The organism is Streptomyces sp. NBC_00316, from assembly GCF_036158715.1.
In the GTDB taxonomy this organism is placed as follows: Bacteria; Actinomycetota; Actinomycetes; order Streptomycetales; family Streptomycetaceae; genus Streptomyces.
This window is the reverse complement of sequence record NZ_CP108023.1, coordinates 8067924-8083835: the sequence shown is the minus strand read 5'-3', so window position 1 is coordinate 8083835 and position 15912 is coordinate 8067924. Positions and strand designations below refer to the sequence as shown.

11 protein-coding genes and 1 pseudogene are annotated in these 15912 nt (G+C 71.8%); 8 read left to right on the top strand and 4 right to left on the bottom strand.

Annotation, left to right across the window (positions count from 1 at the left end; genetic code table 11):
• Positions 1-199: 199 nt before the first annotated feature.
• Positions 200-1378, bottom strand: coding sequence for a S8 family peptidase (locus OG878_RS36000; protein ID WP_328890652.1), 1179 nt, complete (start codon positions 1376-1378; stop codon positions 200-202).
• A 297-nt stretch (positions 1379-1675) separates the two neighbouring features.
• Between OG878_RS36000 and OG878_RS35995 the strand changes: the two genes are divergently transcribed.
• From OG878_RS35995 to OG878_RS35975, 5 genes are all read left to right on the top strand, one after another.
• On the top strand, positions 1676-2422 hold the full coding sequence (locus OG878_RS35995; protein WP_328890651.1) for a 4'-phosphopantetheinyl transferase family protein: 747 nt from the start codon (positions 1676-1678) through the stop codon (positions 2420-2422).
• A gap of 47 nt (positions 2423-2469) precedes the next feature.
• Positions 2470-4110 carry a phosphoglucomutase (alpha-D-glucose-1,6-bisphosphate-dependent) gene (gene pgm / locus OG878_RS35990; protein ID WP_328890650.1) on the top strand — a complete coding sequence of 547 codons (1641 nt, stop codon included), beginning with the start codon at positions 2470-2472 and terminating at the stop codon, positions 4108-4110.
• Between the two features lie 140 nt (positions 4111-4250).
• Entirely contained in the window at positions 4251-6605 is a 2355-nt protein-coding gene (locus tag OG878_RS35985; protein WP_328890649.1) for an FHA domain-containing protein, read from the top strand.
• A gap of 5 nt (positions 6606-6610) precedes the next feature.
• On the top strand, positions 6611-7342 hold the full coding sequence (locus OG878_RS35980; protein WP_328890648.1) for a hypothetical protein: 732 nt from the start codon (positions 6611-6613) through the stop codon (positions 7340-7342).
• Positions 7342-8379: a serine/threonine-protein kinase gene (locus OG878_RS35975; protein WP_328890647.1), complete on the top strand. Its 1038-nt coding sequence runs from the start codon at positions 7342-7344 to the stop codon at positions 8377-8379. Before OG878_RS35980 ends, OG878_RS35975 begins: the two co-directional genes overlap by 1 nt.
• Before the next feature lie 12 nt (positions 8380-8391).
• Here the strand turns inward: OG878_RS35975 and OG878_RS35970 are convergent, their stop codons facing one another.
• Positions 8392-9672, bottom strand: a complete 1281-nt coding sequence (locus tag OG878_RS35970) for a streptophobe family protein (RefSeq protein ID WP_328890646.1) — start codon at positions 9670-9672, stop codon at positions 8392-8394.
• A gap of 178 nt (positions 9673-9850) precedes the next feature.
• On the opposite strand from OG878_RS35970, the gene OG878_RS35965 reads away from it, so the two are divergent.
• The 3 genes from OG878_RS35965 (at position 9851) to OG878_RS42405 (ending at position 14026) form a co-directional block, all read left to right on the top strand.
• Positions 9851-11146, top strand: coding sequence for a DUF6777 domain-containing protein (locus tag OG878_RS35965; protein ID WP_328890645.1), 1296 nt, complete (start codon positions 9851-9853; stop codon positions 11144-11146).
• Positions 11147-11292: 146 nt separating this feature from the next.
• Positions 11293-13371: a SpoIIE family protein phosphatase gene (locus tag OG878_RS35960; RefSeq protein WP_443049205.1), complete on the top strand. Its 2079-nt coding sequence runs from the start codon at positions 11293-11295 to the stop codon at positions 13369-13371.
• 103 nt (positions 13372-13474) lie between these two features.
• Positions 13475-14026 (top strand): hypothetical protein, encoded by a 552-nt coding sequence (locus tag OG878_RS42405; RefSeq protein WP_443049204.1) that lies wholly within the window; start codon positions 13475-13477, stop codon positions 14024-14026.
• A gap of 239 nt (positions 14027-14265) precedes the next feature.
• Here OG878_RS42405 and OG878_RS35950 read toward each other — a convergent pair.
• Positions 14266-14733: pseudogene (locus OG878_RS35950) on the bottom strand (lamin tail domain-containing protein); the annotation flags it as partial.
• A 473-nt stretch (positions 14734-15206) separates the two neighbouring features.
• A complete protein-coding gene (locus OG878_RS35945) occupies positions 15207-15845 on the bottom strand; it encodes a DUF6629 family protein (RefSeq protein ID WP_328890644.1) in 639 nt (212 codons plus the stop codon).
• Positions 15846-15912 lie beyond the last annotated feature (67 nt).

Sequence of the window (15912 nt, the reverse complement as noted above, 5' to 3'; positions counted from 1 at the left end):
GCACACTCAACCACCGCCCCCATCTCAGCGCAATATCTCGCGCAGATTTCGTAAAAGTTTGACAGCGATACGCATGTGGCATGCGTGACAGGGTGTTCGGGTTGTCGGGAAGCGAGGGCTGCCGTTCCGCACCGCCGGTAGGCACGAGCGGGGCCCGCAACCGCGCGCCCCGCTCCTCGCGCGGCTTCGACCTGCAGGGTCAGAGCCCCCCGGTGTAGAGGAGGCGGTCGGGCGAACCCGCACCCAGAGAGGACAGGACGTTCTTGGTCGACTCGTCGGCGAGCCAGCGGGCGATGCCGTCCGGCGCCGCATCCGGGTTCATCTCCTTGTAGAGGGCGGCGACACCGGCAACATGCGGACTGGCCATGGACGTTCCGTCCATGGCCACGGAGCCGCCGCCGAGCTTGGCGGAGACGATGGCCGCACCGGGGGCGTACATCCACACGCACGTGCCGTAGTTGCTGAAGCCGGTCCCCCGATCGCTGCCGTCGCTGGCCGCGACGGCGACCACCCGCGGGGCACGCGCCGGTGAGACGCCGCAGGCGTCCGCCGCATTGTTGCCTGCCGCGACGACGGGCAGGATCCCGCCGGCCGCGATGGCGTCGGCGGCATTGTCGACCGACGCGGACGCGGGGCCGCCGAATGAGGCGTTCAGCACCGCGGGCTGCTTGGCGTTCCTGGCGACCCAGTCGAGACCGGCCAGGATCCCCGCACCGGTGCCGTTGCCCTGGCAGTCGAGAACGCGCACGGCGACGAGGGAGACGGACGGGGCGACTCCATAGGTGGCGCCGCCCACCGTGCCCGCCACGTGGGTGCCGTGGCCGTTGCAGTCCTGACCGGCCCGGCCGTCGCCGACGGCGTCGAATCCGACGGTGGCGCGCCCGCCGAACTCACTGTGCAGGGTGTCGATTCCGGTGTCGACGATGTACGCCGTGACGCCCTTGCCGGTGGCCGAGCTGTTGAACGTGTTGTCGAGCGGCAGATTCCGCTGGTCGATCCGGTCCAGTCCCCAGTCCGCCGCCGTGACCGCGAAACGTGGCGGCGCGGCCGCCGGTTCGCTCACGGTGACCACGGAGTCCTCCTCGACCGCCGCCACACCGGGCGACGAACGGACGACCGTCAGCTGGGCGGGGCTGAGCGTGGCGGCGAATCCGTGCAGCACGCTGTCGTACGTGAACAGGGGATCCACGCCGAACTGCTGCATGACGGAAGAAGCGGAGTACTCGGGTGTGAGGGTGACGATGTACTGACCGGGGACGGCCCGCGCGGAATGCTCCACCGCGACACCGCCGTCAGCCGGACGGGCGGCGGCGGTGCCGCCGATCAGCGGTACGAGCAGCAGCAGGGCGGCCGACGCCCAGCGTGTACGCATACGCATGCATGACTCCTTGAATGCCTGGACCGGGCGCGGACAGGGGCGGACGGGACGGGCTCCGCGGCGCGCCGACACCTGCTCCTTCGTCCGGGACCCGCTTGCGCCTTGAGCGCGATCAGCCGGACAGCGCAACTCGTGGGTGTCCGCATGCACGGCGTCCGTCGTCCGTCCCGCCCGCCCCGCCGCCGTGAGCTGCTCCACATCGCGGACGAACCCGAGCCGTGGCCCCCCGTGGGCCTTCATAGGATGGGGACCGGCCGCTCGCAGTCGACGCTTCCTGGCGGCCTCACCAGTGAAGGGATGACCCGGCCGGTGCTCCAGGCCATCGATTTCGACCCGCAGGACGACATCCGGAGTGCATGGCCGTCCGGGCTCACCGAGATGCCCGCCCTGTGGATCGTGGACGCCGTGCGGCACGGTGATGGAGCGGAACGGCTCGCTCCCGCAATCCTCGACACCGGGGAACAGCGGCGCGCAGAGCGATTTGTCCGGCCGGCCGATCGGCGCTGCTACGTCGCGGCCCACGTGGCGTTGCGGATCCTCCTGGGCGACCGGATGGGCGTGGACCCCCGCGATGTACGGATCGTCCGCGAGTCGTGCCCGTCCTGCGGTGGTCCGCACGGCAGGCCGGCGACCGGTGGCGGGGTGCACTTCTCGCTCTCGCACAGCCGGGACGTGTCACTGCTGGCGTTCGCCGCCGTGCCGTTGGGCGTCGATGTGCAGGCGGTGCCCGACGGGGAGGCCACGGCGGAGATCAGGGCGATGCTGCATCCGGTGGAGGCGCGGGAGCTGGCCGCGCTCCCGGCGGCGGACCGGCCCGCCGCCTTCGCCCGGACCTGGACGCGCAAGGAGGCGTATCTCAAGGGCGAGGGGATCGGTCTGGCCCGGGACCTCTCGCTCGACCATGTGGGCACCGGACCCGTGCCGCGGCCGGGCCCGGCGGGCTGGAGCCTCACCGACGTGCAGGTCCCGGCCGGCTATGCCGCCGCGGTGGCGGTCCGTACGGCGGGGCAGTCATCGGTCCAGGGCGGCCACCAGCGAAAATGATCCGATGGGCAGAGCAGGACGACCGACCGACATGGAGGAGTGGGCAGATGCCGCACGAACGAGCCGGACAGCAGGCGCGGCCGGAGGACCTCACCGATGTGGCCCGGCTGGTGACAGCGTATTACGCGCTGCATCCCGATCCGGCCGTGCCGGACCAGCGGGTGGCGTTCGGCACCTCCGGTCACCGCGGGTCGTCGACGGCCACCGCGTTCAACGAGGACCACATCGCCGCGACCAGCCAGGCCATCAGCGAGTACCGCGCCCTGCAGGGCACGGACGGGCCCCTGTTCCTCGGGGCCGACACCCATGCTCTGTCGGAGCCCGCGCGGGTCACCGCCATCGAGGTGTTCGCCGCCAATGACGTGACCGTGCTGATCGACTCCGCCGACGGCTACACCCCGACCCCGGCGGTGTCGCACGCCATCCTCACCCACAACCGGGGCCGCACCTCGGGCCTCGCCGACGGTGTCGTGGTGACGCCGTCCCACAATCCGCCCGGCGACGGCGGGTTCAAGTACAACCCGCCGAACGGCGGCCCTGCCGGATCCGAGGCGACCGGCTGGATCCAGGATCGGGCCAACGAGATCATCGCGGCCGGCATGAAGGACGTACGGCGGCTGTCGTACGTCCGCGCGCTGGCGGTGCCCACCACGTCGACATACGACTTCCTCGGCAGCTACGTGGCCGATCTGCCGTCCGTGCTCGACCTGGACGCGATCCGCTCCGCCGGGGTACGGATCGGCGCCGACCCGCTGGGCGGCGCCTCGGTCGCCTACTGGGGACGTATCGCCGAACAGCACCGACTCGACCTGACCGTCGTCAATCCGCTGACCGACCCCACCTGGCGGTTCATGACGCTGGACTGGGACGGCAGGATCCGGATGGACTGCTCCTCGCCGCATGCGATGGCGTCGCTGATCGAGCAGCGCGACCGGTTCGGGATCGCCACCGGCAACGACGCCGACGCCGACCGGCACGGCATCGTCACCCCGGACGGCGGGCTGATGAACCCGAACCACTACCTCGCGGTCGCCATCAACTACCTGTTCGCGCACCGCAGTCGGTGGCCGGGCGCGGCCGGCGTCGGCAAGACACTGGTGTCGTCGGGGATGATCGACCGGGTCGCCGCCGATCTCGGACGGCGGCTGGTCGAGGTGCCGGTCGGCTTCAAGTGGTTCGTGGACGGTCTGGTCGACGGGTCGCTGGGGTTCGGGGGTGAGGAGTCGGCGGGCGCGTCGTTCCTGCGCCGTGACGGTTCGGTGTGGACGACGGACAAGGACGGCATCATCCTGGCGCTGCTCGCCTCGGAGATCCTCGCCGTGACGGAGAAGTCGCCTTCGGAGCAGTACGCGGCGCTCACCGCACGCTTCGGCGAACCCGCGTACGCCCGGATCGACGCCCCCGCGAACCGCGAGCAGAAGGCTGTCCTCGGCCGGCTCTCCCCCGAGCAGGTCACGGCCGACACGCTGGCCGGCGATCCGGTCACGGCCGTCCTCACCTCGGCTCCGGGCAACGGTGCACCGATCGGCGGCATCAAGGTGAGCACGGAGAACGCCTGGTTCGCGGCCCGCCCCTCGGGCACCGAGGACGTCTACAAGATCTACGCGGAGTCGTTCCTGGGACTTGATCACCTCGGCCGGGTGCAGGAGGAGGCCGAGGCGGTCGTCTCGGCGGCCCTGGGCGCCTGAGGCCGGTCGGCGAGCGGCCTCCCGTGACCTCGGCCGTCGCGGGAGGCGGCTCCGCGACGGCCGAGGCATGTGCCGCGGCGTCCGGGAATGCCGACGATGACCCACAAGCACATAAAGGGACCAATAGATAGAATTCGAGCATGGTAGAGCGGCCTGTCGCACCGACTGCCCCTGAACTTGTGCTCGAAACCGACGCAGGACCCACGGTGATGAGTCCGAGCCGGGACTACCACGTCGGCCGCGACCCCCTGAGCGACATCGTGATCGACGATGTCCGGGTCTCGTGGCACCACGCGGTGCTCCGGCCCGTGGCCGACCACTGGTCCCTGGAGGACGAGAACAGTACGAACGGCACGTTCACGGGCGGCAAGCGCATCCATGAGTCGGGCGTGGGCCCCGGCAGCGTCATCCGGTTCGGTCATCCCGCGGACGGGCCGTGCGCCGTGCTGGTCGGCCAGGAACCGCCGGCCCCCGCGCTGCATCCGGCCGACCGCCCGACCGCCGTCTCCATGCCCGCGGCCACCGGCACGTTCCGGCAGCCGACCACGGTGCGACCGCGGCCCGTCCATACCGTGCGCATCGGCCGCAGCCCCGACAACGACCTCGTCGTCGACGACCTGACCGTCTCGCACCAGCACGCCGAACTGCGGGCGCATCCGGACGGCACGTACGAGATCGTCGACCTCGGCTCGCACAACGGCACGTATCTCAACGGCCAGCTGGTCGGCCGCGCCCCGGTCGCCGCGGGTGACATCGTCGGCATCGGTCACTCCGAGTTCTCCCTGATCGGCGACGTGCTGCAGGAGTTCGTCGACACCGGTGAGGTCTCGCTCGATGTGCAGGACCTGGCGGTCACCGTGGACCGGGGCCGCAAGACCCTGCTCGACGACGTCTCCTTCCCGGTGGGCGAGAAGTGTCTGCTCGGCGTGGTCGGGCCGAGCGGCTCCGGCAAGTCCACCCTGCTCAACGCGCTGACCGGCCTCCGTCCCGCCGACGAGGGCAGCGTTCTCTACGACGGCCGCGATCTCTACCACGACTACGCCGAGCTGCGCCATCGCATCGGGCTCGTCCCGCAGGACGACATCCTGCACTCCCAGCTGACCGTGGGCCGCGCCCTCGGGTACGCCGCCGAGCTCCGCTTCCCGCACGACACCGCCCCGTCCGAACGCCGGGCCCGGGTTGCCGAAGTGATCCGTGAGCTGGGTCTGGAGAAGCGGTCGGCCCAGGCGATCCACAGCCTCTCCGGCGGCCAGCGCAAGCGTGTCAGCGTCGCACTGGAGCTGCTGACGAAGCCGTCGCTGCTCTTCCTCGACGAGCCGACGTCAGGGCTCGACCCCGGCATGGACCGCTCGGTCATGCATATGCTCCGCGGGCTCGCCGACGACGGGCGCACCGTCATCGTCGTCACGCACAGTGTGCTCAGTCTCGATGTCTGCGACCGGCTGCTGGTCCTCGCCCCCGGCGGGAAGACCGCCTTCTACGGGCCGCCGGAGGACGCACTCCCCTTCCTCGGGTTCGCGCACTGGCCCGAGGCGTTCGAGGCGTTCGAGAACGACCGGGACCGGGACTGGTCGGCGGAGTACCGCGCGTCCCCGTTCCACCGGCAGTACATCGCGAACTCCAGCGCGCAGCCACGGCTGCCGCACGCCCCGGTGGCCCCGGTCGCGCCACCCCCCAAGACCCGGAGCGGAGGCGCTCAGCTGCGGACGCTCGTCCGCCGGTACGCCGCCGCGCTGAGCGCCGACCGGACCTTCCTGGCCATCATGATCGCTCTGCCGTTCGTGATGGGTGCAATGACCCGGGCCCTGGCCGGCAGCCGGCTCACCCAGGACACGGCGATCAACGCGCTGCTGATCCTCTGCGTGGGCGCAGTGCTGACCGGCGCCGCCAATGCCGTACGGGAACTGGTCAAGGAACGGGCGATCTACCAGCGGGAGCGTGCCGTGGGGCTTTCCAGATCGGCGTACCTGATGTCCAAAGTGGTGGTGCTGGGCACCATCACGGTGCTGCAGGCCGTCGTCCTGACCCTCGTCGGACTGGTGGGCGTCGATCTGAACGCCCCGGGCGGCAAGGGCGTACTCATGCCACCACTGGTCGAGATCACGCTGGCCGTGGCCCTGTTGTCGTTCACGGCGATGATGCTCGGTCTGCTCGTCTCCGCTCTGGTGCGCAAGGAGGAGGTCACCATGCCGCTGCTGGTGCTCCTCGCCATCGTCCAGGTCGTCTTCTGCGGTGCGCTGCTGAAGCTGAACGGCGTGCCCGGGCTGGAGCAGCTGGCGTGGCTGGTGCCGTCCCGGTGGGCGCTGGCGGCCATGGGCGGAACCATCGGACTCGCCAGGATCGTGCCGGGAAAGGTGAGCTCGGATCCGCTGTTCGAGCACTCCGCGGCGGTATGGCTGCTGAACATGGGCATGCTGGTGGTGCTCTCGGCCGTCTTCGGCTACGCGGTCGCGCGGCTGCTGCGCCGGCATGAACCCGCCGTCATGCGGAAGTAGGGCCCATGGCGACGCCGGAGTTCCGCCCGACACACGTCGTTCCCCAGGACGGGCTGCCGGCCTGGGAGGCGCCGGACGTCTCCCTGCCCACCGAGCCGCTCGACCCGCTGCTCCCCGTCCAGCTGATCACCCGGCGCGGCGACTGGGGGCAGATCCTGTGCGCCAACGGCTGGTCGGCGTGGGTCGACGGCCGCCTGCTCGTGTCCGTACCGCAGAACCCGCCGCAGTCCCAGCAGCCGCTCGCCCATGCGGCCGACCCACGGCCGCTGATGGCGCGGGCCGAGGAGTCGCTGGGCCGGTACCGGCGCGCTGCGGAGGAACTGGCGGACGGCCGGATCGACGCGGAGACCTTCGGCGTGCGCACCCGGGGGCTGCGGGTCGGAATGGTCGTCGACGGCGAGGCGGTGTGGCTGTACGACGCCGCGCACGAGCGCTGGGTGTACAGCGACGGAACGCGACTGCAGACGTATGCCGCCTCGGCGGAACCCGGCAGGCCGGACGGAGCGCCGGCGGAGAGCGGACCGCGCGCCACGGACGAGGCCCCGGCGCCCGAGGGCGGACCGCGCGCCACGGACGAGGTCGCGGCGCCGGAGCCGACGCAGGTCGTCGACATCGCGCCGGCGGCCGGACACCGCCCGACGGAACCCGCCGACGCCGAGCCGACGCAGCTCCTGCCGCCGGTCGGCGGGTCCGGCGACGCTCCCTCGCATCCGCCCACCGCCCGGGGTGAGGGGTGATGCCCGCGGACCCCGGTGCGCCGCAGGCTTCCGTGCCGCGGCACGACGCCACACTGCCCGTGGGCCGGCCATCGGACCTGCTCGGCAGGCAGATCGCGGGATACCGGGTGGAGAGCGAGATCGGCCGCGGTGGCATGGCGGTCGTGTACCGCGCCAGGGATCTCCGGCTGGACCGCACGGTCGCCCTCAAACTGCTCGCCCCCGAACTCGCCCGCAACGACACCTTCCGGAAGCGGTTCGCCCATGAGTCCCGGGTGGCCGCCGCCATCGACCACCCGCACATCGTGCCGGTCTTCGAGGCCGGTGAGGCCGAGGGCATCCTCTACATCGCGATGCGGTACGTCGCCGGACAGGATCTCCGTGCCCTCATCGACCGTCAGGGGCCGCTGCAGACCGGGGCCGCGGTCCGCATCGCCGCGCAGGTGGCGTCCGCGCTCGATGCCGCACACGACCACGAGCTGGTGCACCGGGACGTCAAGCCCGGCAACATCCTGGTCGCGGCGGGCACGGACAGCGACCATCCGGAGCATGTGTACCTCACCGACTTCGGGCTGACCAAGAAGTCGCTCTCGCTGACCGGGTTCACATCGGTGGGGCAGTTCGTCGGCACGCTCGACTATGTGGCGCCCGAGCAGATCTCGGGGCGTCCGGTGGACGGGCGGTGCGATGTCTACAGCCTCGCCTGCGTCGTGTACGAGACGTTGGCCGGGACACCGCCGTTCCGGCGCGACGACGACATGGCGCTGCTGTGGGCGCATCAGTTCGACCCGCCACCACCTTTGACCAGCCGGTGCCCCGGCCTCCCGGCCGCCGTCGACGGCGTGATCGCGAAAGCCCTGTCCAAGAGCCCGGACGACCGGTACGACTCCTGTCTGCAGTTCGTGGCGGCTCTGCGTACGGCAGCACGGAGCGCGGCACGGGAGGCCCATCCACCGACGCAGGTCGGCCCGCCGGTCGGTGTCCGGTCCACCGGGCCCGATCCGCCGCCCCCGCCGCCGCGATGGGCACTACCGGTGTTCCCCGGGCTCATCCGATAGCCGGCGCCGGCCTCAGCCGTCGGCCGGCACTTCGCCCCGGCGCAGGACCCCGGACGCCAGCACGCCGCCGAGGAACCCGGTGACCAGGCCCCAGAGGGCAGCAATGGCGAGCGCGCTCCACAGCCGCGGGCGCAGTGTGACCTCTGCGCCGAGGCCGCCGCCGAGGTCTCCGATGCCCAGCAGCGACAGTCCGTAGTGGGCGGAGACCCGGGCCACGAGACAGATGGTCAGCACCGTCAGCACGAGCGCCACCGCCATGTGTACGGCGTGCTGCCAGGGACGCATCCGGGCCGGTGAGCGGACCGCCATGAGGAACGCGGCCGCGAGGGTGAACAGCGCGGCCGCGACCACCAGCCACCAGGCCCGTCCGTCCCGGTCGGCGAGTGTGGCGACGTCGACGGTGGAGATGTCCGGCGTACGCAGCACCGAGTCCAGCAGCTGCGGCATCGGCAGCCCGAACGGGCCGTCGGCCCTCCCCTCCCAGGACGCACCCAGCCCCAGCGTGTAGGCGGGCCAGACAAGGTTCGGCAGCCCCAGGAGGATCACGGCGAACGTCTGCGCCGGGTGCCCTCGGGTCGCCGCCACGACGAGTGCGACGACCAGGCCCACGAGGACGTACCCGAGCAGCAGCGCCACCATGGCGAACGCGGGCGGACGCACCGTCTCCTGGACACGGACCAGCCGGGCCGGGAGCGGGGCGCTGCGCGAGACGAGAAGGGCCAGGACGAGGATGCCCGCCAGCCAGACCAGGCCGAGGACGAGGGTGAGGAGGACGTCGGTCCGGAACCCGACCTCCGGGGAGGCACCCAGCAGGTCCCCGACGGCCGCCTCCCCCGCGTCCTGCAAGGGGATGTCGAAGCGCTCGCCGGCCAGGAACGAGAGGCCGATGAGGACGAGGGCCCAGAGCACCGCCACCCGAGCGGCCCAGCCGGCCAGCTCGCGGGCGTCCGCAACGGCCCGGTGGCGCAGCGGCCGCAGAAAACCCGCGGCCATCACCAGGGCGCCGGCCAGGGTCACCGACAGCGGAAGCACCGAGATCTCCGCATGCGTCCTGGCGAGGTCCCCCGCATTGCCCGAGAGTGCGACGGAGCCGCCCGCCGCCATCACGACGACGGCCGCGACGACATGGGGGAACGCGCCGCCGGGCAGGTCGGCCGCACCCGCCGCCCACAGGCCGAGGGCGGCCGTGACGGCCATGACCACCAGCCCGGCGAGCACCGTCAGGAGGGCGTCGCCCCAGCCGTGCGCGGGGCGCGGCGTGCGGCCGGGCTCGCTGAAACCCTGTTGGCTCATGCCGCCACGCTAAGGGCTGTCCCGTGGTCCCGGCGGATCGGAGCACTGCATCGGATGCAGTGCTCCGCCACCCGCAGCCGGCGCGTGGCGTCCGCTTGCGAGGCGTGTGGTCCGCGCGCACACAATGGGCATCCGGGGGATAAAAGGGGGCTGATCGCTACCTGGGGAAGAAGAGCCCGTGAGTACCCGACCGCCGTCGCCCGACCGCCCGACAGGCCCCCCTTCCGGCCCTCTCTCGGGCCATCCGCCACCCGGTTCGGTGCCGCCCGGTACTCCGCCCGGTTCCCCCGGCGGGCCGCCCAGCGGCGGAGTCGGCGGCTCCGGCGGCGAGGGCGGACCATCAGGGCCAGGTGGTCCCGGCGGGTCCGGCGGCTCGGGTCGCCCCTGGTGGCGGTCCGTGCCCACGTTGGCGACGGTCGCCGCGGTGGCCGTGGCGGCGGTCGTGCTGGCCGTCGTCCTCACACGCCCCGACGGCGGTTCGGGGGCGCCCGGTGAGATCTTCCTGCAGCCGGCGGGCGCGGCCGGGCAGGACCCGTTCACCGCGTCGACGGCGCGCGCCAGTGCGCCGGCGACACCGGCCACGGCGCCCAGCCCGACCATGACCGGGGCCAACGTCACGCAGGGTGTGGACGGTTCGGCCCCCGGTCTGTACGGCGGGACCCGCAAGGTCGCCAGCTGCGACGTGGAGAAGCAGATCGCCGTGCTGACGGCCGAACCGGACAAGAACAACGCCTTCGCCTCGGTCCTGGACATCGATCCGTCCAGGGTTCCCGCGTACCTGCGAGGGCTGACCCCCGTCCAGCTGCGGCTGGACACCCGGGTCACCAACCACGGGTTCCGGGACGGAGCCGCCACCAGCTACCAGGCGGTGCTCCAGGCCGGTACGGCCGTCCTCGTCGACGACCACGGCGTACCACGGGTGCGGTGCGCATGCGGGAATCCGCTGCTGCCGCCGGTCGCGCTGAAGGGCAACCCCCAGCAGAAGGGGGAGGCCTGGCCCGGGTACCGCTCCTCGAACGTCGTCGTGGTCGAGCCCTCGGCGCATACGGTGAAGGCGTTCGTCATGCACGACCCGAAGAGCGGTGGCTGGTTCTCCCGCAAGGCCGGCGACACCGGTGGCAGCGACAAGAAGACGAAGCCGCCCGCCCACCGCACGCCGTCGCCCTGCCCGGAGGCGCCCGGCGCGAAGTCCACCGAACCGTGCCCGTCGGCCTCGAAGTCCCCGTCCTCCGAGTCCCCGGAATCGACACCCTCCGCACCGCCGTCCTCCCCGCCCCCCGCCTCCGAATCCCCGTCCGCCGAGCCGTCGAGCCCGCCTCCCCCCGAGGAACCGCCCTCCGAGGAACCGCCGGTCACCGAGTCGCCCGCCTCCCGGCCGGCCCCCGAACCTCCGCCGCCCGGGCCCGTGACGGAGACCTCCGCGCCGTCCCGGGCTTCCGGGAACACATTCCCGGCCGGTTCGGTGTACGCCTGAGTGTCCGGGCACCGACGCATGTTCTCGGCCGGACGGGGAGTCACCCGTCTGCTGCGCTTCGCTGGCGTGGCACGCAGGAAGCGCGGACGCTGATCGCGTACGTGCTCCATCGCAGCGGTGGTGCAGAGTCTGATGGGGGTGACAGCGTGCCGGACGAAGGGGCACCGGGCCCCGCGCCCGAGCCTGCGGACGGTATGGACGCGGCGCTCCTCGACAGACTGTTCACCCAGTCCGTGGTGGGTCTTCATGTGCTCGATCCGCAGCTGCGGGTCGTACGGATCAGCCCTCTGGCCGGTTCCGACAGCGGCGAGAGGGTGATCGGCCGCCGCTTCACCGATGCGTACCGTCTCGACCGGCCGAACTCCGCCAGGGAGCTGCTGCAGCGCGTGCTGGACACGGGTGTGCCGGTACACGATCGGCTGATCCACGGTCGTATCAGGAGCGATCCCGGTCCGAGCCGCAGCTTCCTGGTCACCGTCTACCGGCTCAACGGCAGGAAGGGCCAGATCCTCGGTCTGCTCGCGGCCGTCGTCGATGTCACCGAACGCGAAAAGGCACGCACCCGGGCGATGCACCGGGCAAGGTTGCTCAGGAGCATGGGCCGGTCTCTCGATGTGGCGACCACGTGCCAGGCGCTGGTCGAGGCCATCGTGCCGGGGTTCGCCGACTCCGCCGTGGTCGAGGTCGTGGACGATGTGCTGCGCGGCGCGGATCCTCCGGTGGGCCCGCTGGGAGCGGACGTCCCGCTGCGCCGGGCCGCCCTGCGCGGTCTCACGAGCGTCGGCGACCAGGACGGGCAGGTCGGTGACACGCGGCGGCTGCCCGCCCGCACCCCCTTCGCGCTGGCGGTGTCGGATCTGCAGCTCCGGCACGTCGCACTCGACGCGGACACCCCGTGGCTTGCCGCTGACCCGCAGACCGCCCGGCTGATCCGGACGCTCGGGGCCCATTCACTGATGGTGGTCCCTCTGACCGTGCACGGCGCGGTCCTCGGGCTGGTGAGCCTGTACCGGTGCCCTGGATCGGAGCCGTACGACGACAACGACACCGCGCTCGCGCAGACCGCGGCCGTTCACGTCGCGCTGAACATCGACAACGCGCGCCGGTTCGAGCGCGACCATGTGATCGCATCGACAGTCCAGCGCCGGCTGCTTCCGCAGGGCGACCGTGACAGAGCCGCCATCGAGACCGCTCACGTCCTTCTGCCCGGTCACAACAGCGGCTGCTGGTTCGACACCATCGGCCTGTCCGGGGCCCGCACCGCACTGGTCGTCGGCCAGGTCGCGGGGCACGGTCTGCAGACGGCGATCGCCATGGGGCAGTTGCGTACGGTCATCCAGGCGCTGGCCGCTCTCGACCTGCAGCCGGACGAGGTCATGGCCCGGCTCAACGACACGGCCGACCGGCTGGCCGACGAGCGCGCCTCGCTGCCGCCGGGCGACGCGCTGCACCGGGAGTCGCTGAGGGCGTCCTGCATCTACGCGGTCTACGACCCCTTCTCGCGCACCTGCACGATCGCCCGGGCCGGGCACTCCGCCCCGATCGTCATCGCGCCCGACGGCAGCACGCCGGCCGTGGACGTACCGGAGGGGCCTTCGCTCCTCTCCACCGACCGCGCTCCGTTCGCCACCGCCACCCTCGACCTCGAGGAGGGCAGCATTCTCGCGTTCGGAACCGACGCCCTGCTGTCCGACGACAAGTCCGCCACGCGGATTCGGAGCGCACTCGCGGGCCCCGAACGCAATCTGCAGGAGCTGTGCGACGGCGTCATCTACACCCTGCCGGCTGACAGCCTCCCCGACGGCGCGGCTCTCCTCGTCGCCCGTACCGGCACCGTCCCGCCCGACCGCGTCGCCACCTGGGAGCTGGCCCACGACCGGACGACCCCAGCCATCGCCCGCACCCTCGTGCGCGACCGGCTCGACGGCTGGAATCTCGACGACGAGACGGTCCAGGCGACGGAACTGATCGTGAGCGAACTGGTCACCAACGCCGTCCGCTACGGCACTCCGCCCCTCCAACTGCGGCTGATCCTGAACCGGTCACTGACGTGTGAAGTCCATGACAGTAGCGCGGTGGCACCTCACCTGCGCCATGCCCGGACCGTCGACGAGGGCGGACGCGGGCTGTTCATCGTCTCCCAGCTCGCCACCCACTGGGGTACCCGGTACAGCCTGCACGGCAAGGCGCTCTGGACCGAGCAGGAGGTCTCGCCTCCCCTGTGACGAAGCCGGCCCGGAGCAGCGGTGGGCGGGGCGCCGCGCAGGGGGTGCAGGGGTGCCTCCGCTCGCGCCCGGCCGTGGAGGGACGGGCGTAAGGGCATCCACGGTGGCGCGCAACCCCCTGGTGGAGGCCATCGCCACCGTGCTGGGCGTGGCCGCGCTCGCCCTCCTCTGGTTCGCCGGACCGGGCGGCTCCGGCCGCCGGCCGATGCCGACGCCGTTCTCCTTCCGGAGCCCCGCGGAGATGAGCTGCGTCTCCCACCGCGGCGGCACCGGAAAACGGCTCTTCCTGCTCCATCACTTCATCACCGTGGCGGGCGGCAGCCGGATCGGCGCGGGGAAGGTCAACGCCCGCGACCGGGTGCTGCACCGGGCGCACCGCTGCGCGGCGCAGCGCGGCAGCCCGGTCAGCGTCATCGCGGTGGACCGCACGACGATCGGGCCACCCGCGGGGCGGTCGACACGCTCGACTCGGAGCGTGTCGCGCACCGGTCCGCCGGCTGAACCACCGGCGGCCGCCCCTGACGAGTGCGGCGTACCACGTCCGGGGGGGCCGTGGTACGCCGCTGGATGGGGAGGCAGAAGGACCGGCTCCCGGATCAGGGAGCGGTCGTCAGAGGATCAGCGGCGACCGTCCCGACCGTGGTCGCGGTCGTGACCCTTGCCGTGGTCGCGCTCGTGACCCTTGCCGTGGTCGCGGTCGTGACCCTTGCCGTGGTCGCGGTCGTGACCCTTGCCGTGGTCACGGTCGTGACCCTTGCCGTGGTCACGGTCGTGCCCCTTGCCGTGGTCGCGGTCGTGACCCTTGCCGTGGTCGCGGTCGTGACCCTTGCCGTGGTCGCGGTCGCGGCCGTAGTCGCGGTCGTTGCCGTAGCCGTAGCCGTAGTCGTAGTCGTAGCCACCGTAGTGGCGGCCCCAGGACTTCGAGTCGACCTTGTATCCGCGGCTGTCCCGCAGGGTCGCGGTGTCGCTGTTGTCCCAGACGTAGCTGCGCCGGTCCTGGTAGACGTTGTAACGGGTGTCGCGGCCGATGCCGGTGTGGACCCGCACCGAGGAACGGCCGGCCAGCTGCAGGTCGAACCGGTAGGTGCGGCGGCTCTCGTCGCTGAGCGTCCAGCCACGGAGGTTGACCGTGCGCCAACTGGTGTTGGTGACGGTGACCCACTCGTCGTTCAGGCTGCGGTTGGAGCCGTCGTCACGTCCGGGGCTGTCGTACTGGATCTGGCCCAGGACGATGGACGAGTAGCCGCCGGTCCGGCCGCGGTCGTGATCGTGGTCGGCGGCGACGGCCGGCAGCGCTGCGGCGCCCACCATGGCGCCGGCAGCGATAACGGTGGCGGTGAGCCGCCGTGCGGAACGGGACATGAAAACCCCTCAGGTGCAGGCCCAGACCTTGCGGTCCGGGCGTTGTTCGATCCCGGCGTGATGCCGAGATCGCACACTTTGACCCGGTAACCCGACTCATGACAGACGCCCCGATACGTGTTACGAAATACAGACATTTCCGTCACACACGCCTGCACGCGGCACGCAGTGAGTCCCCGGTCGCCCGTCAATCACTGACCTCTACATCCACCCGTTCGATACCGGTTCGCCCGGCCCTGCGCACGTTCACGGCACTTGCCGCTCGCCACGACCCACCCCGCGCGTCGGGCCTTGAACTCTGTAACAGCCACCCCGCACGCAACCCCAAACAGGCTTTCCATTACCGGAAGAAAAGGGAAAAAAGGTTCGCGCGCACTAAAACACCTTCCAGTCCGACCGGAGAGCGCCGCAGCCTCGTCGTCTCCGCCGTCGCCCACCCCATCGGCCCGCCGCGGCCGCCGGTGAAGGGAAACTCAGCCTTTCGGCGCCGGCATCCCCGCCGGCGCGGGCGGGCGACGCGTCCGGCAGAGGAGGACGACCGAGCACACCGCTGCGAACGCGCACCAGGCGGAGACGAACTCCAGCCGCCACAGCGCCGCACAGATCGCGGCCCCGACGGCGACCAGCACACCGAGGAGCCTCAGGAGCGGGTCACCGGCGAGCAGCAGGGATCCGACCGTCGCCACGAGGTAACCCGCGACGAGCAGTTCCGGGCGGGGAAGGCCGAGGACGTAGCCGAGGGTGTGGCCGCGGACCTCGGCGGTCACGGGGCCGGTGGCCAGGCAGTACACGAGCGAGGCGGCGGTCGCGGCGCCGGCCGCGACGGGGACGAACAGCCGGCGCCGGGCGTGCGGCGGCGCGGCGGCCAGCACGCCGAGCGGGACCCAGAGCGCCAGCACCGGAAGGGCGATGGCGGCCCAGGCGACCACGGCGGGCCCCGTACCGCCGCCGGAGCGCCAGACGAAGGACTCGATGACCTGATGGGCCCCGAGGAGCAGCGGCAGCGCCGCGAGCGGCAGATCGCGGACCCGGCGCGTTCGCGCGACGCAGGCCACACCGATCGCGGCAATGCCGGCACCGGCCACCAGATCGGCAGTCGCACTCCAGCACATGACGTCACCCCTGGGTTCGAGAACGCATGAATCGGCCTTCCTCCAGCGGTGTCCGGACTCTCACCGA